The 23,506-nt window shown below is 44.6% G+C and carries 21 protein-coding genes; 4 read left to right on the top strand and 17 right to left on the bottom strand.

Annotated elements, in window-relative coordinates:
* Window positions 1–11: 11 nt before the first annotated feature.
* The 17 genes from AAC007_RS07105 to rpmH form a co-directional block, all read right to left on the bottom strand.
* Window positions 12–548, bottom strand: coding sequence for a F0F1 ATP synthase subunit delta (locus AAC007_RS07105; RefSeq protein ID WP_339675560.1), 537 nt, complete (start codon window positions 546–548; stop codon window positions 12–14).
* Between the two features lie 12 nt (window positions 549–560).
* Window positions 561–1,031, bottom strand: coding sequence for a F0F1 ATP synthase subunit B (locus AAC007_RS07100; RefSeq protein ID WP_123181780.1), 471 nt, complete (start codon window positions 1,029–1,031; stop codon window positions 561–563).
* Window positions 1,032–1,084: 53 nt separating this feature from the next.
* Window positions 1,085–1,324 (bottom strand): F0F1 ATP synthase subunit C, encoded by a 240-nt coding sequence (atpE, locus tag AAC007_RS07095; protein WP_008253083.1) that lies wholly within the window; start codon window positions 1,322–1,324, stop codon window positions 1,085–1,087.
* A 43-nt stretch (window positions 1,325–1,367) separates the two neighbouring features.
* Window positions 1,368–2,306 (bottom strand): F0F1 ATP synthase subunit A, encoded by a 939-nt coding sequence (gene atpB, locus AAC007_RS07090; protein WP_339675553.1) that lies wholly within the window; start codon window positions 2,304–2,306, stop codon window positions 1,368–1,370.
* Window positions 2,307–2,344: 38 nt separating this feature from the next.
* On the bottom strand, window positions 2,345–2,764 hold the full coding sequence (locus tag AAC007_RS07085) for an ATP synthase subunit I (protein WP_296435093.1): 420 nt from the start codon (window positions 2,762–2,764) through the stop codon (window positions 2,345–2,347).
* A gap of 247 nt (window positions 2,765–3,011) precedes the next feature.
* Entirely contained in the window at window positions 3,012–3,944 is a 933-nt protein-coding gene (locus AAC007_RS07080) for a ParB/RepB/Spo0J family partition protein (RefSeq protein WP_339675550.1), read from the bottom strand.
* A complete protein-coding gene (locus tag AAC007_RS07075; RefSeq protein WP_339675548.1) occupies window positions 3,937–4,746 on the bottom strand; it encodes a ParA family protein in 810 nt (269 codons plus the stop codon). The genes AAC007_RS07080 and AAC007_RS07075 overlap by 8 nt, the downstream gene beginning before the upstream one ends.
* A 175-nt stretch (window positions 4,747–4,921) precedes the next feature.
* Window positions 4,922–5,548 (bottom strand): 16S rRNA (guanine(527)-N(7))-methyltransferase RsmG, encoded by a 627-nt coding sequence (rsmG, locus tag AAC007_RS07070; RefSeq protein WP_296435094.1) that lies wholly within the window; start codon window positions 5,546–5,548, stop codon window positions 4,922–4,924.
* The gene (gene mnmG / locus AAC007_RS07065; protein ID WP_339675544.1) at window positions 5,549–7,441 is read right to left on the bottom strand and encodes a tRNA uridine-5-carboxymethylaminomethyl(34) synthesis enzyme MnmG; all 1,893 of its coding nucleotides are present in this window, start codon (window positions 7,439–7,441) and stop codon (window positions 5,549–5,551) included.
* A 375-nt stretch (window positions 7,442–7,816) separates the two neighbouring features.
* Window positions 7,817–9,697, bottom strand: a complete 1,881-nt coding sequence (locus tag AAC007_RS07060) for a response regulator (protein WP_339675542.1) — start codon at window positions 9,695–9,697, stop codon at window positions 7,817–7,819.
* 1 nt (window position 9,698) lies between these two features.
* Window positions 9,699–10,508, bottom strand: a complete 810-nt coding sequence (locus AAC007_RS07055) for a hypothetical protein (protein ID WP_339675539.1) — start codon at window positions 10,506–10,508, stop codon at window positions 9,699–9,701.
* A gap of 99 nt (window positions 10,509–10,607) precedes the next feature.
* Window positions 10,608–12,491 (bottom strand): TonB-dependent receptor, encoded by a 1,884-nt coding sequence (locus tag AAC007_RS07050; RefSeq protein WP_296435099.1) that lies wholly within the window; start codon window positions 12,489–12,491, stop codon window positions 10,608–10,610.
* Window positions 12,492–12,677: 186 nt separating this feature from the next.
* Complete coding sequence (gene mnmE, locus AAC007_RS07045) at window positions 12,678–14,042, bottom strand: tRNA uridine-5-carboxymethylaminomethyl(34) synthesis GTPase MnmE (protein WP_339675537.1); 1,365 nt, start codon at window positions 14,040–14,042, stop codon at window positions 12,678–12,680.
* A 6-nt stretch (window positions 14,043–14,048) separates the two neighbouring features.
* Window positions 14,049–15,719 carry a membrane protein insertase YidC gene (yidC, locus tag AAC007_RS07040; protein WP_339675535.1) on the bottom strand — a complete coding sequence of 557 codons (1,671 nt, stop codon included), beginning with the start codon at window positions 15,717–15,719 and terminating at the stop codon, window positions 14,049–14,051.
* Window positions 15,712–15,975: a membrane protein insertion efficiency factor YidD gene (gene yidD / locus AAC007_RS07035; RefSeq protein WP_295873333.1), complete on the bottom strand. Its 264-nt coding sequence runs from the start codon at window positions 15,973–15,975 to the stop codon at window positions 15,712–15,714. Before yidD ends, yidC begins: the two co-directional genes overlap by 8 nt.
* Window positions 15,976–15,980: 5 nt before the next feature.
* Window positions 15,981–16,358 carry a ribonuclease P protein component gene (rnpA, locus tag AAC007_RS07030; protein WP_219043304.1) on the bottom strand — a complete coding sequence of 126 codons (378 nt, stop codon included), beginning with the start codon at window positions 16,356–16,358 and terminating at the stop codon, window positions 15,981–15,983.
* Between the two features lie 34 nt (window positions 16,359–16,392).
* Complete coding sequence (gene rpmH, locus AAC007_RS07025; protein ID WP_219043305.1) at window positions 16,393–16,530, bottom strand: 50S ribosomal protein L34; 138 nt, start codon at window positions 16,528–16,530, stop codon at window positions 16,393–16,395.
* A gap of 450 nt (window positions 16,531–16,980) precedes the next feature.
* Between rpmH and dnaA the strand changes: the two genes are divergently transcribed.
* The 4 genes from dnaA (at window position 16,981) to gyrB (ending at window position 23,490) form a co-directional block, all read left to right on the top strand.
* Window positions 16,981–18,450 carry a chromosomal replication initiator protein DnaA gene (gene dnaA, locus AAC007_RS07020; protein WP_295873823.1) on the top strand — a complete coding sequence of 490 codons (1,470 nt, stop codon included), beginning with the start codon at window positions 16,981–16,983 and terminating at the stop codon, window positions 18,448–18,450.
* Window positions 18,451–18,535: 85 nt separating this feature from the next.
* Entirely contained in the window at window positions 18,536–19,642 is a 1,107-nt protein-coding gene (gene dnaN / locus AAC007_RS07015; RefSeq protein WP_295873339.1) for a DNA polymerase III subunit beta, read from the top strand.
* Window positions 19,643–19,816: 174 nt separating this feature from the next.
* Window positions 19,817–20,935, top strand: a complete 1,119-nt coding sequence (gene recF, locus AAC007_RS07010; RefSeq protein ID WP_339675531.1) for a DNA replication/repair protein RecF — start codon at window positions 19,817–19,819, stop codon at window positions 20,933–20,935.
* Between the two features lie 137 nt (window positions 20,936–21,072).
* Window positions 21,073–23,490, top strand: coding sequence for a DNA topoisomerase (ATP-hydrolyzing) subunit B (gene gyrB / locus AAC007_RS07005; protein ID WP_296435105.1), 2,418 nt, complete (start codon window positions 21,073–21,075; stop codon window positions 23,488–23,490).
* The last annotated feature ends 16 nt before the right edge of the window (window positions 23,491–23,506 follow it).

The following is a 23,506-nucleotide window of genomic DNA, read 5'->3' as shown; positions in this document are numbered from 1 at the left end:
TCTCTAAACGCTCAGGAATTTATTGCTTCAGCGAGTTTCGCTAAGCGACCGCGCACCGAGCCATCTATTACCAAGTCCCCTGCTTTCACAATCACGCCGCCCAATAACAAGGGATCGACGGTAGTGTGAACATGAACTTCGCGTGCCAATTTTTTGCCTAAAACTTCAGCAAGACGCTTCTCAGACTCTGAATCCAACGCGAACGCTGTTGTCAGTTCTACATCCACTGTACGTTCCTGGATGGCCTTTTGCGCTTCGAACAATTCGCTTATTGTTGGGAGTAAGCCCAAGCGCTTGTTCTCTGCGAGAATCTTGATGAAGTTTTGTCCGCCAGCATTAAATGTATCAGCACATACGTCGATAAACGTTTGCGCTTGCTGATCGGTTGTCATCGCCGGAGAGCTTAAAAACTTCATCACTTCCGGTTGTTGGGATACGGCTGCCGCTGTTGCCAGCATTGCAGACCACTCTCCCAACGTCGATGCTGCTAAAGCGTACTCAAAGGCCGCTTTAGCATAGGGTCTAGCTGTTGTGCTTAATTCCGCCATGATCAACCTCGCTTAAAGGCTTGCGGCCAGCTTGTCGACCATGTCTTTATGAACAGACTCATCGATAGATGCTTCAAGCACTTTCTCAGCGCCAACCAAAGCAAGCTTGGCAACTTGTGAACGCAGCTGTTCTTTAGCGCGGTTCACGTCTTGCTCAATCTGTGCTTCAGCAGCCGCCTTCAGGCGTTCGCCCTCTGTTCGTGCTACGTCTTTCGCTTCTTCAACGATCTGGCTAGCGCGCTTATTAGCAGCATCAATAATTGTTGCCGCCTCTGCTTTCGCTTCGCGTAATTGCTTGGTCGCTTTTTCTTGAGCTAACTCAAGGTCACGACCCGCGCGATCCGCAGCATCCAGACCATCAGCGATTTGCTTTTCACGCTCATCCATCGCTGTGCGAATGGCACCCCATACAAATTTGTAGGAGAACCACACAAAGAACAGAAAGCTGATCGATTGTCCAATCAGTGTGAGATTAATATTCACGCCGATACCTCTGCTGTATGAATTTGCTGTTGGTGTTTTTTAGCTGCTTGCAATTAAGCTGGCAGACCAGGAACAACAACAAACAGTACGTACATCGCAATACCAACGCCGATCATTGGAACCGCATCAAGCAGACCAGCGATCAGGAACATTTTGCCTTGCAGCATTGGTGCTAGTTCTGGTTGACGTGCTGAACCTTCCAGCAATTTGCCACCCAAAATTGCAAAGCCAATTGCCGTGCCCAGTGCGCCAAAACCAATCATTAACGCAACAGCGATCAGTGCTAAACCCATGGTAGTTCTCCTACTTTCAACTTTAAGTTAATAAAAATGTAAATCAGTGAAACTGGTCTTCTTCTTCAATTTGATGCGCCGTTGCCATGTAGACAATGGTCAGAACCATGAAGACGAAAGCTTGTAGTGTGATAACAAGAATGTGGAATACTGCCCACGCCCACTGCAACACACCGGCAAATATACCCAGTACCAAACCGGCACCAAACATAGTCGCAATCAAGATAAAGATCATTTCGCCGGCATACATGTTGCCGAATAACCGAAGACCTAATGAAATTGGTTTAGATATCCAAGAAATAGCTTCTAGTGCAAAGTTAATAGGCACCAATAAAATATTTACATACCATTTAGGGCTGTGGAATGGGTGCAAAGTCAGCTCTTTAACAAAGCCCATAAGGCCTTTCTTGGCGATGGTGAAGTACACCATCAATCCGAACACGGTGAAACCCATACCTAAGGTTACGTTCGGGTCAGTAGTTGGAACGACTTTAAAGAAGAAGTGCGGATTGCCAGTCACCCAGGCCATAAAGGCAGGAATCCAGTCAACCGGTACCAAGTCCATGGTATTCATTAACAGAATCCACATGAAAATGGTCAATGCCATTGGAGCTATCATGGCATTTTTGTGATGAAAGCCGTCTTTAACGGTTTGATCAATAAAACCGATGATCATTTCAAGTATGTTTTGAGCGCCACGCGGCACACCGCTATGAGCGCGCTTAGCAATACGAGCAAATATGACTAAAAACAAAAAACCAAGACCGATAGACCACAACATTGAGTCGACGTGAATTGCCATGAAACCCATATCTGAAGCTTCAGCGCCGCTGTGGGCCAAGGTCCACGTATCTTGTGTCAGTACTTCATGAACATGACCCGATTCGTCGAGACGTTCATAACCGGCAGGAAGTTTGCCATAAGTTAGATTGGTAAGATGGTGCTGGATATAACCAACGGTGGATTGCGATTCACCTGCCATGTGTCACTCTCGTAAATGTTAACGCGTTGACCAAAGTTTTAAATTCTGTTGCCCCGCAAAGCGTAGCGGGCAAGTATTACAGCGTTCAGCAGCATAACGATCAAATATGCCAGAAATAAGACAAACACCTGTAACGGCTGTACTAATGCAAACGTTGCTGCAAACAACATCACTGTTGTCACAAACTTTCCGGATTCGCCTCGGTAAAAAGACCGAGCTACCTCGCGTGCGAATGCCGCGCCAGTGTAACGAAATACTTGGCGCGCGAAATATGCATTCGGCACTACGGAAATCATTCCCCCTATGACTGCGGAATAGGCCATAACCTTATCCACGGGGAACAGTATGAAACTGCTTAACAGCACAAGCGCACATTGCAAACCGTATATCTTTAGTATCGGCGGTCTAGCTATTTTATGAGCAGCGCGCGGAACTTTCCGCTCATTTCCTGCTGTCATCTATGCCACCGCGAATGTCAAATAATGGCTTACTTCGTGCTCGTACTGCTTGTTCAAAAAACGGGGCGAATTATATGGGCTATATAAGCAATATTCAACCAATTTAAGTGCTTATGACTTATATGTCATTTATTCACAAAATCTATTTAATACTCTTAAAATCAATAATTTACCCAGTTACAACGTAGAACATGTGTCATAAAACACTACATAATGTAGGGTCTTATTGCACTGTACACAAAATAAGCTATTTTATGTGATTTAAAATACCGTCTAGCTCATCGAGATTAGTGTACTTAATTGTGAGAGTACCGCGCCCCTTTGCGGTGTGTTGAATCGATACCGGTGACCCTAGTCGTTCAGAGAGACTTTCTTGCAGTTGTTTTATGTCAGGATCAAGGGCAACTGGCTTTTTGGTTTTATCTTGTAACTTCTCTTCTGCCAAGCGGCGAACCAAAGCCTCTGTTTGCCGTACCGAAAGTCCCTTGCTAACAACTGTAGATGCAGCAGCAGATTGCTGCTCTTGCGCGACGCCCAGCAAAGCGCGGGCGTGACCCATTTCAATATCGCCATTTTCTAATAGTTTTTGGACTTCTTCTCGCAAGCCCGTCAAACGTAATAAATTCGTGATTGTGGTTCGTGATTTACCGACTAATTGGGCAATTTCAGCGTGGGTTAACTCAAATTCCTTTTGTAACCGTACCATGGCCAAGGCTTCTTCCATGGGATTAAGGTCTTCACGTTGCAGATTTTCAATTAGCGCCATCGCAGCGGCGGCTTCGTCGGCTACGTCGCGAATCAATGCTGGAACCGAATCTAAACCCGCCAACTGGGAGGCTCGCCAGCGGCGCTCGCCAGCAATTATCTCGTAGCGGCCACCATCAATTGGACGAACCACAATCGGTTGCATAATCCCCTGTGACCGAATGGAGTTTGCCAACTCTTCCAGCGCTTCTGGCTGCATATCACGACGGGGCTGATAGCGACCACGCTGCATAAATTCGATAGGCAAATTACGCAAAGTGCCGTCGGTAGTCGGCGTAGCTGACTCAGACTGGCCTTCCGAATTCTCACGTTTAGCGAGATCGACGCCAGCCAGTTCGGGGTTTATTGATACCGGTGTGGCAGAAGCCCCTAGCAGTGCATCTAGCCCGCGGCCCAATCCTCTTTTTTTAACCATGTATTTGTTCAGCCTGTGTGTTCGCGCTTGTATCTTGCGCCGTTGCGCGGCGTAATACTTCGCCAGCTAACGCTAAGTAGGCCAATGCCCCCTTAGACTGCTTATCATAAAACAAAATCGGCAAGCCATGACTTGGCGCTTCGGCAAGGCGGACATTACGCGGAATGACGGTGCTATAAACTTTATTACCAAAATGACGACGCAGTTCGTCGGTTACTTGATTGGTCAAGCCGTTGCGGCCATCGTACATGGTACGCAATATCCCCTCGATTTCTAAGGCCGGATTTATTAGCTGCTTGACCCGATTAACCGTATTAATTAACGCGCTTAGACCTTCCAGGGCATAGTATTCACACTGCATAGGAATGATCACGCCGGTTGCAGCGGCAAGTGCATTAACAGTTAACATGTTTAAGGACGGCGGGCAGTCGATCAACACATAGTCATATTGATCAGCAACGGCATTCAACGCTTCGCGCAGACGAAACTCACGACCGATTTCATTGATTAATTCTACTTCTGCAGCAGTTAGATCTTGATTGGACGGCAAAATGGAAAAACCACATTCTGGTGCGTCTACAATACATTCGCTAATCGGTTTATTTGCGACAAGTACATCGTAAACCGAGTACTCAACACTGCTTTTATCTACCCCGCAACCCATCGTTGCATTACCTTGCGGGTCTAGGTCAATCAATAGAATTCTACGTTTGGTTGCCGCTAAGGATGCAGCCAGATTTACGCTAGTTGTCGTTTTACCGACACCACCTTTTTGATTGGTAATTGCGTATACCTTGGCCACTGGATTTTCCTTCAGTTTTACTTTGAGAGACCTTTGCAGGATTGCTCTTTTGCCCAAGCACTATGTCAACATCGTGCAGAATGGGCCATTTAAGTCTATAAACGCCCTCATTCCCCGCCGTTTTCCCTGCCAGAAACCAATTTTTCTCTACAAATGGTTCAAAGACGCCAACGTTTCAATGACGGGCCAGCACGATTAAATGCCGCTCTTCCTCTACATTTGGCACCGACAAGGCGTAAGAAGCCTCGACGATAAAGTGTTTTGGGAGCTGACTCAACTCTGTATCAGGAAAAACACCCTTCATCGCGAAGAGTCGACCATCTTCGGTGAGATGCCCTTCACAACCATCGATCATATCGCGTAAGGATGCGAATGCTCTCGATAAAATACCATCATAACGCGCTTCGGCTTTGAAGTGCTCAACGCGCTCTGAGTAAATACTCACATTGAGGAGTTTCAGTTGCTGGCGTACCTCAATCAAAAACCGCGTTTTCTTGCCGTTGCTATCCAGCAGCGAAAAATGCTTATGTGGGAACAGTATCGCTAACGGTATACCCGGTAAACCCGCACCCGTGCCAACATCTAAATAACGGTCGCTCAAGATATAAGGTGCGATACTCAAACTATCTAAAAGATGCTTGCTTACCATTGCCTGAGGATCGCGAATAGCGGTGAGGTTGTACGCTTTATTCCATTTTTGCAGTAAGTTTAAGTAATCAAGCAATAAGTCGACTTGCTGATCAGAGACCGCTATACCTAACTCTGCAATGCCACCTAGTAATCCTTGTTTAATTCCTTCCACTCAGGCTGATTTCCTATCAAGCAGTCCGCGTTTTTTTAAGTAAACCAATAACAAAGATACTGCGGCAGGCGTAACGCCGGGTATCCGTGACGCTTGCGCTAAGGTCTGTGGCCGCGTATTACCCAATTTTTGTTTTACCTCATTAGACAGACCTTCGATAATCGAATAATCAAAATCCAAAGGCAATCTAGTGTTCTCATACCGCCGCAAACGGTCGATCTCTTCTTGCTGTCTATCGATATAACCGGCGTACTTAACACCGATCTCAATTTGTTCACTGACTTGTTCACAAACCTCATTTTCAGGGCTAGCTACTAAGGCAGCGATATCGGCGTATTTCAATTCAGGCCGTTTAAGCAACTCCAACAAATTGTATTCGTGGCTTAGTGGTTTTTCTATCTTGGTATTTAAGGCATTCGCGGCATCACTGCCTGGTTGCACCCAAAAAGACGCTAAGCGCGCTCTTTCTCGTTCAATGTTTTCACATTTCTCTGAGAATACAGCCCAGCGAGTATCATCAACTAAACCCAGCTCTCGGCCCTTTGCTGTTAATCGTAAATCCGCATTATCTTCTCGCAGCAATAGGCGATACTCGGCCCTCGAGGTAAACATCCGATAGGGCTCGCGGGTACCCATGGTAATTAAGTCATCAACCAAAACACCGATATACGCTTCATCCCTACGCGGGCACCACGCTTCCTTGCCCTGTGCTTGCAGAGCTGCATTAGCTCCAGCCAGTAAGCCCTGTGCTGCGGCCTCCTCGTAACCTGTGGTGCCATTAATTTGGCCAGCAAAGAACAAACCGCGTATAAACTTGGTTTCCAGTGAGTACTTTAAATCCCTAGGTTCAAAATAATCGTATTCAATCGCATAACCAGGGCGGGTCATGTGGGCATTTTCGAAGCCCTTGATCGATCTAACTAGATTCAGCTGAACATCAAAAGGCAGACTAGTTGAAATACCGTTGGGGTAAAGCTCGTGCGTATTTAAGCCTTCTGGCTCTATGAATACTTGATGTGAATTTTTATCCGCAAAGCGATGAACCTTGTCTTCGATCGATGGGCAATACCGTGGCCCAATTCCTTCTATCACACCGGTATACATCGGTGAGCGATCTAGACCGCCGCGAATAATATCGTGGGTTTGCTCATTGGTATGGGTAATCCAACAACATACTTGTTCGGGATGCTGTTGTTGGTTTCCTAAATACGACATCACGGGTCTTGGTGTGTCGCCCCACTGGGCTTCTAAACCTGTAAAGTTTACTGATTTCGCATCTATTCGCGGTGGTGTGCCGGTTTTTAGTCTATCAACTCGGAAAGGTAGCTCGCGTAAGCGCTGTGCTAAAGCGAGTGATGGTGGATCACCTGCTCTACCACCGCTGTGGTTATCTAAGCCAATATGAATTTTACCGCCAAGAAAGGTCCCTGCGGTTAAAACAACCGTTTTACTAAAAAAGCGCAGACCAATATTGGTAACAACACCTCTAACTTCTTCATTTTCAACAATTAAATCATCAACAGCTTGTTGAAAAATAGCTAAATTTGGCTGATTTTCTAAAATTGTGCGTATTGCCGCTTTGTAAAGAATTCGGTCTGCTTGTGCACGTGTTGCCCTTACTGCGGGGCCTTTACGAGCATTTAATACTCGAAATTGTATACCACCCAAATCGGTGGCTTTTGCCATCGCGCCACCTAAGGCATCAATTTCTTTAACAAGGTGACTTTTTCCGATACCCCCAATAGCGGGGTTACATGACATTTGCCCCAGGGTTTCAATATTGTGAGTAAGCAATAAGGTCGCACAACCCATTCTTGCTGCAGCGAGCGCTGCTTCCGTACCAGCGTGACCACCACCAATAACAATTACGTCGTAGCTTTGCGGATAATCCACGAAACACCTGAAAATGAGTTTGAATGAAGACGCGAAATTATACGTGGATCTAAGCCTGCTGCAATGAATTGGTGAAATTTTAATCAAGTATCTTTAGTTAATAATGTATATACATATGTATTCTTATTATCTTATTTCTTTACTTTAAATATAGTTATTAGGGAAGCGTATTTTGTTAATAACTAACTTAACACTCTGATAAATATAGAGTTATACCAATGATAAGTAGAGGGTTTATCCACAGATAAGGTGTCAAAATCATGCTGGTCTTTTGTGGATGAAATGTGGATAAGTTGCTAGCTTTATTTTCCCTGTGGGTAAGAGTGCTTATTTGAGTCACTTACCCACATACTTAATTGGTGTTTTCCCAGCGCTTTATGAGCTGAGCCAATAACTGATTTTCTCTTTTAGAACATTTAATGAGACGGGTTTGCTTAAAAAATCGTTCATGCCAACCGAAAAGCAACGGTCTTTGTCTTCTTGTATGCTATTTGCGGTTAACGCAATGATTGGGATAGCAGCATACTCAGCGTTTTGCCTTATATTTATACTTGCCTCATAGCCATCCATAGTGGGCATCTGTAAATCCATCAGGACAATATCGACGTGCTGTTTCTGTAGTTCAATTAAGCACTCCTGGCCGTTGTTTGCCGTTAAGGCAATCATGTCCCAGCGTTTTACTGTATTTGCCACCAGCATTTGATTGACTGGGTTGTCTTCAACGATCAACACCGTTTTACCGGCTAGAACATTTTCTTGAGTTGTCGTTTCATCTATCGCTTGAACAGCTTCGTACCGACATTTCCATTTAATGGTGAATTGGGTACCTTCTCCTAGCTTACTGTCCATTTTAAGCTCAGCCTGCATAAGCGAGCATAAACGCTTAACAATCGCTAAGCCTAAGCCAGAACCGCCGTAACGCCGCTTTCTAGATCCGTCAGCCTGCCGAAAACTGTCAAATACAATGAGCTGATCTGATTCGTCGATACCAATACCTGTATCCTCAACACTGAGCGTTAATAGCAATTCTTTTGCATTTATTTCCTCGCTGTCTAATCTAATGTTTATATTTCCGCTGTGGGTAAACTTCACAGCGTTTGACGCGAGGTTAAGAACGATTTGGCGAACTCGGGTGTCGTCACCATAAACATTTACTGACCGTAATTTTGAGGACACGCTGTAGTTTAGCTCAACTCCTTTGTTTTTCGCTTCGTAGATTAATGGCGTTAAATGCATGTCAAACAGAGTCGTCGGTGAGTAAAGATGGGAGTCGAGTTTAAGATCACCTTTCTCTATTTTTGAAAAATCCAAAATATTATTTACAATATTTAATAAGTGTTCACTGGAGCTTTTAGCTATTTCTATATAATTACTTTGTTCCTGATTTAATTCCGTGGTTGATAGCAGTTGCAGCATACCAAGAGCGCCATTCATGGGCGTGCGAAGTTCATGGGTCATCGTAGCCAAGAACAAGCTCTTTGCATTATTCGCTTCATCTGCCAAGGTTTTTGCAAGTTGCAGTTGCTGCAATCGACTGGTGAGTTCAGCTTGCTGAGCCTCGAGATTCATAGTCATTTCATTAATATGATTTTGTAACTCGCATAACTCGCCCTCTCCTTTCACTTTGAGTCGACTACCAAGATTCCCTAAAGATATATTCTTTGTAAATATGTTTATTTCGGCCAGTGGTTTTGATATTCGTCTACTTATTACCCAAGCTAGGAGAATACACAAGAAAATAGAAAGTGCTCCTATGCTACTAGAAACAATAACGATTCGTTTTTGTAGTTTCTCTAACTGATCTTTCGACTGCTCTATCGTTACGGTGCCAATTTCTTTTTGTGATTTTATAGATGTATTAATATCGCCCGTAAAAGAGTCACTGATGTCTACTCTACTCTGGAATATAGGTACTGTTATTAATTCAAATGATTGATGACTTCTGTGATTAGACTTTAGATATACTTTATTTTCTGTAAGTAAATTTACAACGGTTATTGCTGTTATATCTTTGTTTATAGCTGATCGCATGATTTCAATAAGTTGAGTGTCATTTCCACTTATGATTGCTAACTCACTAGATGCGGCAATATTTTCTGCAATTCTTGTGGCAATTTCTCTCTGATTTACGGCGGCGTCATTAAGTCGACTTATCAATGAATAAGTAAAAAGAGATATAAATATGACAATTGCTGGTGATATACCCGCAATCAGTATTTGACTAAAAATAGTATGTTTTCTAAATTTAAGTAACATTTTAGTTGGACTCCCCATCGGGGAAGCGTCGCCTTAACTCTTCCTCTGAAGGAAGGGTTAAGCCAAGTGATTCTGCGACACTATAGTTTATCTTTACTGCGAAATTACTAGGGTATTGTGGAGCAGGTAATTTCTTCGTATCTATATAGTAATTTACCATTGATACAATATCTGAAGTGTATTGATCTGGTGTAGAAAGTACCGTAGCTAGCGCACCGGCTTTGACGAAGCCTTCTGTTGGCCCAATAACTAAAGTTTGATGGCGATAACTACTTAACAGAATAGGTCTTATAGTGTCGGAATTATAAATAGTGTTCTCTGAAGTAGTTAATAAGACATCATTATTTTGAATTATTTTTGTTACGCTCCTTATTATATTGGGCGTATTTATCTCGTATGAATTTATTGTTAATAGTGGATTTTGTATAGAAATATCGTCGATAATTTTTTCATAAGTTTTGTCCTGATAGGCAATACCAAGTTGAACTTTTTTATTATCGAAAATTGATTTTATAAGTAGGACTTGTCTTTTTAATGGTTGATCTGAGAATAGTGCTGTGGCATTTTTATGTTGACTCTTAAAGTATTCATTTGAGTTTACATAAAGAGCGAATTTTGCTTTGTAAGAATTGCTTTTTAGTAAGGGGAGAAGATTTTCAGATACTATGATTAATATGTCCCCCTTATCTTCGTTATTCGGCAATTGGTTTTCGTAGGTGTGAACGATAAAATTTTGTTCTTCTGCAATTTTTTTTGATAATTTTTCTAGAGTACTATTTTTTGCAGGCAAGACAATATCTACGATGAACATGTCTTCGCTATACGCCGACGTTGATATTAACAGCAATGTCGCTATGAATAATCCGTGAATTAGTTTTATCAAGAGGCTAGTCCTTGACTCTTGTCGATATTAATACCTTAAATTTATCCCAATAAATTGACGATAATCATCTCGGTAGATATTGCTGCTGAGTAGCTCGCTGTCTTCGTCGTGCCTAAATTGTGCTGAGTATGAAAGTTCAATTTCGCTATCTTTAAAAGGCATAGTTTTCGATACTCGCATATCGCTGCGCGAATATTTATTCTGGGATGTACCTATTTCTCTAGCGTAATACTGTGAAAATGAAATTTGGATATTGTCGTCTGTCTTATAGCTAAGTAGAGCACTAGCTGAATTCTTTGGCGTAAAGGTAGTTTCAGTGTTAGGAGTAAATGCTTGGTCGCTATTGCTGTACGCCTTACTTTTAATATACGCGTAGCTGAAATGGATAAGCCATTTTCTGTTCGGCCTGTAGTCGATCTCAGTTTCAATACCAGATTGTTTCAAGTTCCCACTGTTAACGGGATTGAATCTTTCCAGTGATATGGAGTTTGAGATAAGTTGTTCTAATTGGTCAAAAAATATTTTCACATCCCACTGCAAATGATACTGATTGAAATTTCCGTAATAGCCAATTTCCCGCGATTCTATTTTTTCTGGTTTAAGATTTGGGTTTCCACTTGCACTTTGAATTAGCGTGCCTTCTGTTCTACCATTGTTAGCTGGTCTTACATTGCGAGCGGTGTATGTCCAATTAGCAGAAGTTTCAAGCAGATCAGGTGTTCTAATTGCTTCGGAGTAAATAGCTCGAAGACTATGGTTATTATCAATATGATAATGTACGGATACTCGTGGTGAAAAATTTTTACCTACGTTCTGTTCGTACTCATAAGAACCACCTGCATTGATTGTAAAGGTTTCGATAATATTCTTTTCAATATTAAAAAATAGTTGATAGTTATTGCTATCAACTGTTTTTCCGTAATAGGTTTCAGAGGAAACCCGCGATTTTTTGAGATGCACCCCTGCTACAGTTTTTAATTTATCGTTCCAAATATAGGTGTCTTGTAAATCTATATCTTGACGATTAACACGCAGGTCTTCATTTGCATCCGCTAGTACCAGTGGTGAAGGGTTGTCATTAATTCCAATAAAAAATGGTGGAATTTCTACAGTCCAGCGATGTATTTGTTTTTGAGCTGAAAAATTATATCTGAAGGCTAGTTGGTGAAGTTCAGATATTTCTTTTTCGATTTTAGTCGATAGATAGTAGTCGTCGGTTTTTGTAATTGGTTGTGTAACGTCTTCATCGGCAAAATCGTCGGTTATTTCTCCCGTTTTATAACCAGCGCCTAGGCTAATACTGTAGTTGTTAACAAGTGTCTCGTATCTGCTATTAATTATTTTGCTGGATTTACTATCAAACCGTTCTGCGCCATTTTTGTCTATATCAAAGCCGTCGTCTTGGATACTGGCGAGAGTTACCCTTACATTTCCGTTAAGCATTTCATCAGCGTAACTAAGGCGATAATTTTCGGTATTTTCAGTCCCACTGAGAATATTTATTTCGTATGCATTTACGTCGGTGGGGTGACGAGTGATGATATTAATTACACCTAAAAATGCATTGGCACCATAGCTAGCGCTAGATGGGCCGCGAACCACTTCGATACGTTCTATGTCGTGTATCGTTATGGGAATATCGCTCCAATCTACCGTTGCTAGTCCAGATTGATATACAGATCTTCCGTCTATTAAGACCTGCATTCGGCGTGAGTCACGGTAGTTTGTGCCGTGGTAACTAACAACATAGTTCCAGCCATCTCGTGCGCCGACAGAGGTGCCAGGTATTAAACGAAATAGTTCAGGTATTTCTTTGAGCCCAGAGGCGATAATCATATCGCGATCAATAACACTGACGCTTGCGGGTACTTCGCTGCGGCTTTGTTTAAGTCTGGCGGGAGTTAATACCACGGGCAGGTCGTCGGTATTCCATATTTCCGCTTCTAGTGGGGAGCACAGTATTAGTGTACAGGTGCATATAATCAGGCTGCGCCTTAGTAAGCGTCGTTGCATTAACAATCCTTAGATGCGGTAGTTCTATCCTAAGTGTATCCTATAGTGTGATTATTACTATGCTAGATTGCGGTGGAGATGTGGCTATTTTCCGATGCAAAAGCTCGAGAAAATGCGTCCAAGTAGATCGTCAGAACTAAATTCACCGGTTATTTCAGCTAAAGCATTTTGGGCGAGCCGTAGTTCTTCAGCGAGCAGTTCGCCGGCATTATAAGTTGTGAGTTGTAGCTCGCCATTTAATATGTGGTTTCGGCCGCGTGTTAATGCATCAATATGCCGGCGTCTTGCTATAAACGGCGTATCGCCGTCATCATAGCCGACGCACGATTTTAGATGCTCTCGCAGGGTATCAATACCTTGATTTTGTTTAGCGGAAATGAATAAACGGCTTATTCCGTCATCGTGAATTCCGGCTTTCTGCCCGGTTAAATCACATTTATTATAGATAATGGAGAGTTTGTCTTGTGCGATAAATACGTCAAATTCAGGAGGAATGTTTACGTTATCTTCAGCATTGGTTTTGCTATCTATGACCAATAGTATGCGGTCTGCTTGGCTGATTTCGTTCCAGGCGCGTTTAATCCCTTCGAGCTCAACCGGATCCTCGCTATCGCGTAAGCCCGCGGTATCTACGATATGTAAGGGCATGCCGTCGATTAGAATGTTTTCCCGAAGGACATCGCGAGTCGTGCCTGCAATATCGGTGACGATGGCTGATTCCCGCCCAGCTAAAGCATTTAGTAGGCTTGATTTACCGGCATTGGGCTTTCCTGCAATAACGACGGTCATGCCTTCCCGCAGTATGCTGCCTTGCTTAGCTGAGTTAAATACCGTCTCAAGATGGTTTTTTATGTTTTGAAGTTCGCTTGCGACTTTGCCGTCACTAATAAAATCGATCTCTTCTTCTGGAAAATCGATGGCGGCTTCTACATATATTCTTAACAGGGTTATCGCTTCGACAAGGCTGTTAATTTCTTTGCTGAAGGCGCCTTCCAAAGAGCGCATAGCCTGACGTGCAGCTTGTTCAGAGGCGCTGTCGATTAGATCTGCAATCGCTTCTGCTTGAGCTAAATCTATTTTGTTGTTGAGAAAAGCGCGCTCGGAAAACTCTCCTGGTCTGGCCATTCGAGCACCTTGGCTTATAACCTCGCGCAGTAAACAGTCAAGAATGACGGGGCCGCCATGACCCTGGAGTTCGAGTACATCTTCGCCGGTAAAGGAATTTGGTCCGGGGAAAAACAGTGCGATACCTTGGTCAATCGTTGACGTGCTGTTTGCGGTGGTTTCTAAGAAGTTGCCATAGTGCGCGTATCGAGGGGTGATGTTGTCTAGCGCTAGCATGGAGCGCGCGATATCTTGGCTTTTGGGGCCGGAGATACGCACAATACCAACGCCACCTTTTCCCGGTGGCGTGGCGATGGCGGCGATGGTATCCGTTGTGTAAGCCATAGCTTGTTAGCGGGTCGGTAGGCCGCTTTTTTCAATACGCTTGGTAATAATATATTGTTGAATAATTGAGAGCGTGTTGTTCACGACCCAATATAGCACCAAGCCCGCAGGGAAGAATAAGAAGAAGAAGGTGAATACTATGGGCATCCACTGCATTATTTTTGCTTGCATTGGGTCCGGCGGCGGCGGGTTTAGGCGTTGCTGAATAAACATCGACAGGCCCATTACCAGTGGTAATACGAAGTAGGGATCCATTGCCGATAAGTCGTGAATCCACAAAATAAACGGCGCGTGACGCAGTTCAATACTCTCCATTAATACCCAATACAATGCGATAAAAACCGGCATCTGTACGACCATGGGCAGGCAGCCGCCGAGTGGATTGATCTTTTCTTTTTTGTACAGCTCCATCATGGCTTGTGATTGCTTTTGACGGTCATCAGCGTAGCGTTCTTTGATTTCAACAAGTTTGGGCTGAAACTTGCGCATATTCGCCATTGAGGTGAACGCTTTTTGGTTTAGCTTGAAGAATGCAGCTTTAACTAAAATAGTCACACCGATAATCGCAAATCCCCAGTTACCTAACACGGAGTGTATTTTGGTAAGAAGCCAGAATAAAGGCTGTGCTATCCACCATAACCACCCATAGTCGACGGTCAGATCCAAACCAGGTGATATTTCTTCAAGGCTGTATTGATCTTTAGGGCCGGTATATAGACTTGCACTTATTTTGCCTTGGCTCTTTGCATCAATAGTGACGGCTGCACTGGTTACCCGAGCGATATTCATATTTTGTTTGGTAACAATAGTACTTAATTCATTAACGCTGTTTGCCGGCGGCACCCATGCACTGACGAAATAGTGTTGAACCATGCCTATCCAGCCGCCATTAACAGTGGCTTTAATGGGTTTATCTTGCATCTTATCGAAGGTGGTTTTTTTGTATAAATCTTCATTGGTTGCATACGCCACGCCGATGAAGGGCTTCATGGCGAACATACCGCCATCACCATTCACGCTGGGGTCAGCGCTATTGCCGCGCTTCAATTGACCGAAAAAACTCGCCTGGAAAGGGGCGTCACTTTGATTGTCGATAAGGTATTCAACCTTTATTAGATATTCACCACGAGTAAATTGAAAACGTTTGATAACGGTAATGGCATCACTGTATTGGTAGTGTAAATCGACGTTTAGACTGTCAGACGATCCATCTAGAGAATATTCCGCAGCGGTAGCGGTAAAGACAGGGCGACCTTTTGAAGTATCTGTGCCATTGGCACCGATTAACCCGCTTTGAGCTACATAGTTTCGAACGTCGCTGTTCTCAAGGATTACGAACGGGTCGTCAGCTTCTAAGCTGGCTGTGTATTTTGGCAAACCAGCGTAGACAATGTCGCCGCCGTGCAGGTCTATTTTTAGATCAAAGACATCAGTTTGAACGGTGATGTATTTCACGTCAGTAGCGGCATTTGCTTTAATAGCATTGATGTCATCATTGCTAACGATGGCAGGTAAATCACCGCTGTCATTGCTGGTTGTCGGCGCACTTTTATTTGTGGCAACAGCAGCAACCTTAGCGGCGGTGTGGCCGGTATCGAATTTTTGCCACTCCACTAATAACATAAGTGATAGTGCAGCGATGGCGGCGATAAGAAGATAGCGCTGAAAATCAATCATTGCTTGAATGCCTTGATAGTGTGATTTCGGTGGAATGACAGTGACAGGATGGTACAGGATCGTAGCCGCCGTCATTAAGTGGGTGACAACGACAAATACGTTTAATGCTTAGCCAGCTTCCGCGCAGCGCACCGTGTTGTTGCAAAGCTTCTACGGCGTAACTTGAGCAAGTGGGATAGAAACGGCAATGCGGAGCCATCAGCGGACTGATAAACAGGCGGTAAAAGTGGATGCAGGCAATTAGCAAGCGCTGCATATTGACTAGCCCTCTTGCTGACGAAAGCGTTTCTCAGCCCGTTTTTCTAATTGATACCAAAGCTGATTACAGGTTTCATGAAGTTGCTTGTTATCAATATCGCTTAGCCCGCGTCGAGCTAATACAATAATATCAATGCCTTGCAGCTTATATTGATGTAGCCTGAATGTTTCTCTTACAACGCGCTTCACGCGATTGCGTTGCACGGAGAGTCGCACGTTTTTCTTTGCTATAACTAAGCCTAATCGAGCGCGGCCTAGGTTGTTTTTGCGTGCCAAAAATAGTAGTTCAGCGGTTGAAACCTTCAGACGTGATTCGTCGAATACCGCTTGGTATTCGCTGGCATTTAGAAGGCGTAATGATTTTTCAAAGTGAAAATCCACCGTTATGCCAGCATACCGTATCGCTTAATAAGTCTTAAGCAGATAGAACAACACGGCCTTTAGCGCGGCGACGGTTGATTAGTTTACGGCCATTCTTAGTAGCCATACGTGCACGAAAACCGTGGTTGCGTGCTTTCTTAAGATTGCTTGGTTGGAACGTTCTTTTGCTCATGATGTTGTCCGTAATGTAAATAAGCCGGCGGGGTCGCCACCGGCACTGCACAGCTAAATTGCCGAGACAGTGAAAAATCGGATCGCGAATTTTAGTGGACATTAGGAGGAATAGCAATGACTTGCTTGGTTTAGTTACACCTTTTTGCGGATTAGCACCCTACCCTTTTAAATCACAGCTTACCCATAACTTATCCACAGGTTTTCAATGTTGTTATCAAGATGTGGGTTTTTTGTTGGTAGTATTGATAGAAACCTGAATTTCCTTCTTAGGGTGTTGAATAAGAAGGAGTTTTTTATGGGTGCCTAGATTTTTTTCTTTGTAAAATTTGTGGATAACTGGGTGCTTGGCGAGTAGAATAAGTCGCTCTTCAACTAAAAGTTATTCGGCTCTCCCAGAGTTTTGTGGCCATTGTTGTTTCATTAAAAATCTAGATTTGGAGTATTTGTGTTGCCAGAAGCTACGTGGCAAAAATGTATCGCACATTTGCAAGACGAGTTGCCTTCTCAGCAATTTAACACCTGGATTAGGCCGTTACGGGTTGAGTTAGCTGGTGACTTGATACACTTATGTGCGCCAAATCGTTTTGTTCGCGATTGGGTTAGTGATCGTTTTTATTCGCGTATCGTTGAGTTGGTTGCAGAGCTATCACCACCTGGAAAAAAAGTGCAGGTTGAGCTCGGAATTGCAGAGCGACAGGCAAGTCGTAGCTCGGCCAGTCCTGTGTCGACAAACCAGCGAGCTTCTCGCCAACCATTTCAGTCATCCCCTATTACTAAAAATCCTGAACAGGTGTTCTCGCGCGCTCAGGTAGCGGCGCCTGCGCCTTATCCTCCGCAAGCTGCTCCGCAGATTATCACCGGTCAGCGCCAGGTCGAGGTTGAGGGTGGTATTCGGCACCAGAGTTCACTAATGGAGTCATACACCTTCGATACTTTTGTCGAGGGTAAGTCGAATCAGCTAGCACGTGCCGCGGCGAGCCAAGTGGCTAGTAACCCTGGGCGGGGATATAACCCGCTATTCCTATACGGTGGTGTTGGGCTAGGTAAAACTCATTTAATGCACGCTGTCGGTAATGCCTTAATTCAGCAAAACCCAAACGCAAAAGTAGTGTATTTACATTCCGAGCGCTTTGTTGCGGATATGGTAAAGGCCTTGCAGTTAAACGCGATTAATGAGTTTAAGCGCTATTATCGCTCCGTAGATGCTCTTTTAATTGATGATATCCAGTTTTTCTCCGGTAAGGATCGCTCGCAGGAGGAGTTTTTCCATACTTTTAATGCTCTCCTTGAGGGTGGGCAGCAGATGATACTTACGTGCGACAGATATCCCAAAGAAATCAAAGGCTTAGAAGAGCGGTTGAAATCTCGTTTTGGCTGGGGCCTCACCGTTGCGGTAGAGCCACCGGAGTTGGAAACCCGTGTGGCGATTTTGTTGAAGAAAGCTGAGCAAGAAAAGGCTACCCTGCCTTCGGATGCGGCGTTTTTTATCGCCCAACGTGTACGCTCAAATGTTCGTGAATTAGAAGGCGTGTTAAAGCGTGTAATCGCAAGTTCTCGCTTTATGGCAAGACCCATAGATATCCCGTTGATAAAAGAGTCGCTTAAAGATTTATTGGCTTTACAGGATAAGCAGGTGAGCCTAGATAATATTCAGCGAACAGTGGCCGAATATTACAAAATTAAAATTGCTGACCTTATGTCGAAGCGTCGCAGTCGCTCTGTAGCGAGGCCGCGTCAGGTCGCTATGGCCTTGTCTAAGGAATTAACGAATCACAGTTTGCCAGAGATTGGCGAGGGCTTTGGTGGTAGAGATCACACCACAGTGCTTCATGCGTGCCGTAAAATTAAAGAGTTGCGCGAAAGTGATGGTGATATACGAGAAGATTACCAAAATTTGATAAGACTGCTCACAAGCTAATGTTTTAGTGGCGCTTTATATAATAAAGTAGCTTTAATATTCCATAACCTATCAATAGATATTTAAAAGAACAGGAACCGGAAGCATGAAATTTTCGATTTCGCGGGAAGCGTTGATAAAGCCCTTGAATCTAGTCGCTGGTGTTGTCGAGCGTCGGCAAACGTTACCAATACTGGCAAACGTTCAGCTAGTATTAAACGGTCAGGAATTAGCGCTGACCGGCACAGATTTGGAGGTTGAGCTTATTGGCCGTGTTCATCTGGTGGATGATACGGGTGTGTCAGGTGAGATCACTATCCCCGCTCGGAAATTAGTTGATATTTGTAAGGCCTTACCCGATGGTTCTGATATTAGCTTCCAGTTAGATGATCAGAAATTAATTATCAAGTCTGGTCGTAGCCGATTCCAGCTATCAACTTTGCCCGCGAATGATTTTCCTAGTGTAGAGCAGGCAAAGGGTGGTCAGTCCTTTACGCTGAAGCAAGGCGATTTAAAGCGCCTTATAGAAAGAACTAGCTTCGCAATGGCGCAACAAGATGTGCGCTATTATCTAAATGGTATGCTGTTTGAGGTGACCAATGGCCAATTACGTGTGGTGGCTACGGATGGTCACCGCTTAGCGATGGCAACATTTCAGGGTGATATTAGCGTCGATCAAGTTGCCCAAGTCATTGTGCCAAGAAAGGGTGTGGTTGAGCTCGCCAGGTTGTTGATGAATGAAGATCAGGATGCTGAAGTCATTGTTGGTGGTAACCATATTCGTGTCGTGACGGCAGACTTTACTTTCACCTCTAAGCTAATCGATGGCAAGTTCCCTGACTATGAGCGCGTGTTACCGCGTAACAGCACCAAGGTTGTGTTAGGTGCCAGGGCCGATTTAAAACAAGCTTTTGCCAGGACGGCAATATTATCGAATGAGAAGTATCGCGGGATTCGCATGCTGCTTACTAGTGGGGAGTTGCGCATCGTCGCCAACAACCCTGAGCAGGAAGAAGCTGAAGAGACTGTTGCGGTCGAATATCAAGGTGAGAGCCTGGAAATTGGTTTTAACGTCAGTTATTTACTTGACGTCCTGTCGGCAATTAATGGCGAGTCAGCAAAGTTCTCGCTGTCTGATGCAAATAGTTCTGCTTTAATTGAAGAAGCAGATGGCGGAAATTGTCAGTACGTCGTAATGCCGATGCGTTTGTAAGGTTTTAGGTCAATTCGACATGCTCTTGTTGGTTTTGCGAATAAGAGCGTGTTTGGTTTTTCCTATGCTTGGCTCCCCTTCCCTCAGATTGCTAAATTCTATGCTTGCTTTTGACGGCATCTATATCGGGCTTGTCCGCACTTCTGGGGACGATAGGTATTCTAGGTGTTCATTGTGCGGTTAGAAAAGCTAAGCATCTATAATTTTAGAAATCTTTCTCATGTAGAGATGCCTCAGCTGGCCTCGTTCAACTTTATTCACGGGGTTAACGGTAGTGGTAAGACCAGCATTTTAGAAGCTGTCCACACCGTAGCACTTACTCGTTCGTTTCGTTCGCGGAAAATGGATTCGGTTATTTCTTATGATAAGGACGATCTGACGGTTCGTGGAGAGTTGCGACATGGCGAGCGTGCTGGGCAACAAATCATCGGGGTTCGAAGGCCCAGAAAAGGGCCTGTGTTGGTAAAGCTTGGTGGTGAGAAGCTTTCGACAGCTGGTCAGTTGGCAGGAGTGCTTCCGGTTCAGGTTATAAACCCTGCTAGTTTTGAGTTGTTAGAGGGCTCTCCAGGGGTGAGACGGCAGTATGTTGACTGGGGAGTGTTCCACGTGAAACATTCCGGCTTTTTTGAGTATTGGCCTCGTTATCGTAAAGCGCTTCAGCAGCGTAATTCCTTGCTCAGACGTGGTAATATAGACGTTGCGCTGCTTGCCCCTTGGGATAGAGAAATGGCGACAATGGGCGCATTAATACACGATGCACGCTCAGCACACTTTGAGTTACTGATAAGCGCGTTTAGTGACATTTATCAGCGTCTACTCAATTTGGTTGGCGCTTCGGAAAGTAATACCCCGTCGCTAAATGTTTCTATGAATTCGGGGTGGCGTGACAGTGATATGGGTTTTGCTGAGGCATTACGGTCTGGTTTGGCGGGAGACCTGCGTGCAGGGTTTACACGGAGCGGTCCACATCGTGCAGATATAGAATTTCGAGTTGGAAAGATGATGGCTGGAGATGTTCTCTCAAGAGGGCAGATAAAGACTCTAGTTTGTGCGCTTAAACTGGCCCAATCAAAGGTTCTTTTGGAGCAGGGTATAGCGACTGTTTTTCTAATAGATGACTTGGCGGCAGAGCTTGATGAAGGTCGATGCCAGGCGGTTTTTAGTGAGTTGGTAGCGCTTGATGTCCAGGTGTTCGCTAGTGCTGTAAAGCGTTCAGATCTTCATGACAGCTGGTGTTTAGGTAAGGGTTTAAAAAGGTTTCACGTGGAACATGGGGTGCTGACGGAATGCTAGGCATTCTAGATAAGAAAGGTTTTTGTTCCAGGTTTTAGAGTTTTTTAGGTCGGTTTGGTATGTGGTAAGGCAGTATTCTGCTGCAGGATATAAAATAAATCGGTTATCCATTCTTCGGATACAAAGGTTGGAAAGAAATGACAGAAAATAGAGCTTACGATTCCTCAAGTATTAAGGTTTTGAAGGGACTAGATGCCGTCCGGAAAAGACCCGGTATGTATATTGGTGATACTGATGATGGCTCAGGCCTGCACCACATGGTGTTTGAGGTAGTCGATAACTCTATAGATGAAGCACTCGCCGGTCACTGCAGCAAGATACAGGTAGTTATTCACGCAGATGAGTCTGTCTCTGTGTCAGATGACGGCCGTGGTATACCAACGGAAATGCATGATGAAGGCGTTACCGCTGCGGAAGTCATCATGACTGTATTGCACGCGGGCGGCAAGTTTGATGACAACACCTACAAAGTGTCCGGTGGTCTCCACGGTGTGGGGGTTTCTGTGGTTAATGCGCTATCTGAGGAGCTATGCCTGACTATAAGACGTGGGGGTAAAGTCCATGAACAAATCTACAAGCACGGCGTACCGCAAGCGCCCCTGGCAATAATCGGTGATACCGAGCGTACGGGCACCGAGATTCGCTTTAAGCCTTCGGCTGAAACCTTTACTAATATTGAATTTCACTTTGATTACTTGGCTAAGCGTATCCGCGAACTGGCTTTCTTAAACTCGGGTATTAAGATCGAGCTTCTTGACGAGCGCAACGGCGAGAAAGAGAACTACTGCTATGAAGGTGGTTTAAGTGCATTCGTTGAGTACTTGAATACCAACAAGACGCCAGTTAACAAGGTGTTCCACTTCACCACGGAGAGTGAAGGTGTGGTTGTTGAAGTGGCATTGCAGTGGAATGATGGTTTCCAAGAGAATCTATACTGCTACACCAACAATATTCCGCAGCGGGATGGCGGTACCCATTTGGCAGGGTTCCGAGCTGGCTTAACGCGGAATCTAAACAACTACATCGAAAAGGAAGGTTTGGCGAAAAAGGCCAAAATATCGACCACCGGTGATGATGCGCGTGAAGGTTTGACCGCCGTGGTGTCTGTGAAGGTACCGGATCCTAAGTTTTCCTCGCAGACCAAAGATAAGCTGGTTTCTAGTGAAGTGAAAGCGATTGTTGAGCAGGCAATGAGCGCGAAGTTTGGCGACTTCCTTATGGAAAGCCCAAATGAGGCGAAACAAATTGTCCAAAAAATGCTCGATGCCGCCCGCGCCCGTGAAGCTGCCCGAAAAGCGCGGGAAATGACTCGTCGTAAGGGTGCCTTGGATATTGCTGGTTTGCCAGGTAAGTTGGCAGATTGCCAAGAAAAAGACCCCGCTCTTTCCGAAATATACCTCGTCGAGGGTGATTCTGCGGGTGGCTCGGCCAAACAGGGTCGAGATCGTCGGACCCAAGCAATATTGCCTCTAAAAGGTAAAATTCTGAATGTTGAGAAAGCCCGCTTCGATAAAATGATTTCGTCGGTCGAAGTAGGAACCATTGTAACCGCCTTGGGTTGCGGTATTGGTAAGGATGAGTTCAACGTAGAAAAACTGCGCTATCACAGTATTATCATCATGACGGATGCGGACGTCGATGGGTCGCATATCCGTACCCTGCTGCTCACATTTTTTTTCCGGCAGATGCCAGAGCTTATCGAAAACGGCCATATATTTATTGCCCAACCACCACTTTACAAAATAGGCCGCGGTAAACAGCATCAGTATTTAAAGGATGAGCCGGCGCTTGCCAATTACCTAACCCAATCGGCGTTAGACGGCGCAGCGCTATATGTTAATCCTGATGCCGCGCCCATTGGCGGTGCGGGTTTAGAAGAGCTGATAGTTCAATATCGTCGTGTGGAAAGTATTATTACTCGCCTATCTCGTCTATATCCCGCAGGCGTTTTACGCGAACTAACGTATATGCCGGTATTAAGTGCAGACGAGTTAGCAGATAAGGCTGCGGTTGCAAAATGGGCTGAGCGCTTGGCTGAAGTCACCGTTGAGCTTGAGCAGCGTGATGCCCAGCATCGTTACGATGTGCGTATTGTTGAAGATCCTGAGCTGCATTTATTCCTCCCGGCTATTGATATTATTTCCCACGGAGTGAGTGATCACTATCAGTTCGGGCGTGATTTCTTTAAGTCTGTTGACTACCAAACGATAGTGGCGCTTGGGCAAAGCCTACAAGGTTTGCTAGAGGATGGTGCATATATTAAGCGCGGTGAGAGGGTTCAAGAAGTCAGTGATTTCTCGGAGGTAATTACGTGGCTTATGCAACAGGCAGAACGCGGATTTAATGTACAGCGCTATAAAGGCTTGGGTGAAATGAACCCAGAGCAGCTATGGGAAACGACAATGGACCCCGAAGCGCGCCGTATGCTGAGGGTAACGATTGAAGATGCGGTCGCAGCGGATCAAATATTCACAACATTAATGGGTGATCATGTTGAACCCCGTCGTGAATTTATTGAAACCAATGCGCTTAAAGTTGCAAACTTAGACGTCTAGAAACCGCTATTAACTC

Origin of the sequence: uncultured Zhongshania sp. (genome assembly GCF_963975605.1) — a bacterium.
Classification (GTDB): domain Bacteria; phylum Pseudomonadota; class Gammaproteobacteria; order Pseudomonadales; family Spongiibacteraceae; genus Spongiibacter; species Spongiibacter aquimaris.
Note: the sequence above shows the minus strand (reverse complement) of the source record. Positions and strands in the feature narration are given on the sequence as shown.

Excerpts from the sequence above, each read along its gene's own strand:
- AAC007_RS07105 (WP_339675560.1), bottom strand. The coding sequence starts at position 548 with ATGGCGGAATTAAGCACAACAGCTAGACCCTATGCTAAAGCGGCCTTT.
- atpE (WP_008253083.1), bottom strand. The coding sequence starts at position 1,324 with ATGGGTTTAGCACTGATCGCTGTTGCGTTAATGATTGGTTTTGGCGCA.
- atpB (WP_339675553.1), bottom strand. The coding sequence starts at position 2,306 with ATGGCAGGTGAATCGCAATCCACCGTTGGTTATATCCAGCACCATCTT.
- AAC007_RS07085 (WP_296435093.1), bottom strand. The coding sequence starts at position 2,764 with ATGACAGCAGGAAATGAGCGGAAAGTTCCGCGCGCTGCTCATAAAATA.
- AAC007_RS07080 (WP_339675550.1), bottom strand. The coding sequence starts at position 3,944 with ATGGTTAAAAAAAGAGGATTGGGCCGCGGGCTAGATGCACTGCTAGGG.
- AAC007_RS07060 (WP_339675542.1), bottom strand. The coding sequence starts at position 9,697 with ATGTTACTTAAATTTAGAAAACATACTATTTTTAGTCAAATACTGATT.
- AAC007_RS07055 (WP_339675539.1), bottom strand. The coding sequence starts at position 10,508 with ATGTTCATCGTAGATATTGTCTTGCCTGCAAAAAATAGTACTCTAGAA.
- mnmE (WP_339675537.1), bottom strand. The coding sequence starts at position 14,042 with ATGGCTTACACAACGGATACCATCGCCGCCATCGCCACGCCACCGGGA.
- yidC (WP_339675535.1), bottom strand. The coding sequence starts at position 15,719 with ATGATTGATTTTCAGCGCTATCTTCTTATCGCCGCCATCGCTGCACTA.
- yidD (WP_295873333.1), bottom strand. The coding sequence starts at position 15,975 with ATGCAGCGCTTGCTAATTGCCTGCATCCACTTTTACCGCCTGTTTATC.
- rpmH (WP_219043305.1), bottom strand. The coding sequence starts at position 16,530 with ATGAGCAAAAGAACGTTCCAACCAAGCAATCTTAAGAAAGCACGCAAC.
- dnaN (WP_295873339.1), top strand. The coding sequence starts at position 18,536 with ATGAAATTTTCGATTTCGCGGGAAGCGTTGATAAAGCCCTTGAATCTA.
- gyrB (WP_296435105.1), top strand. The coding sequence starts at position 21,073 with ATGACAGAAAATAGAGCTTACGATTCCTCAAGTATTAAGGTTTTGAAG.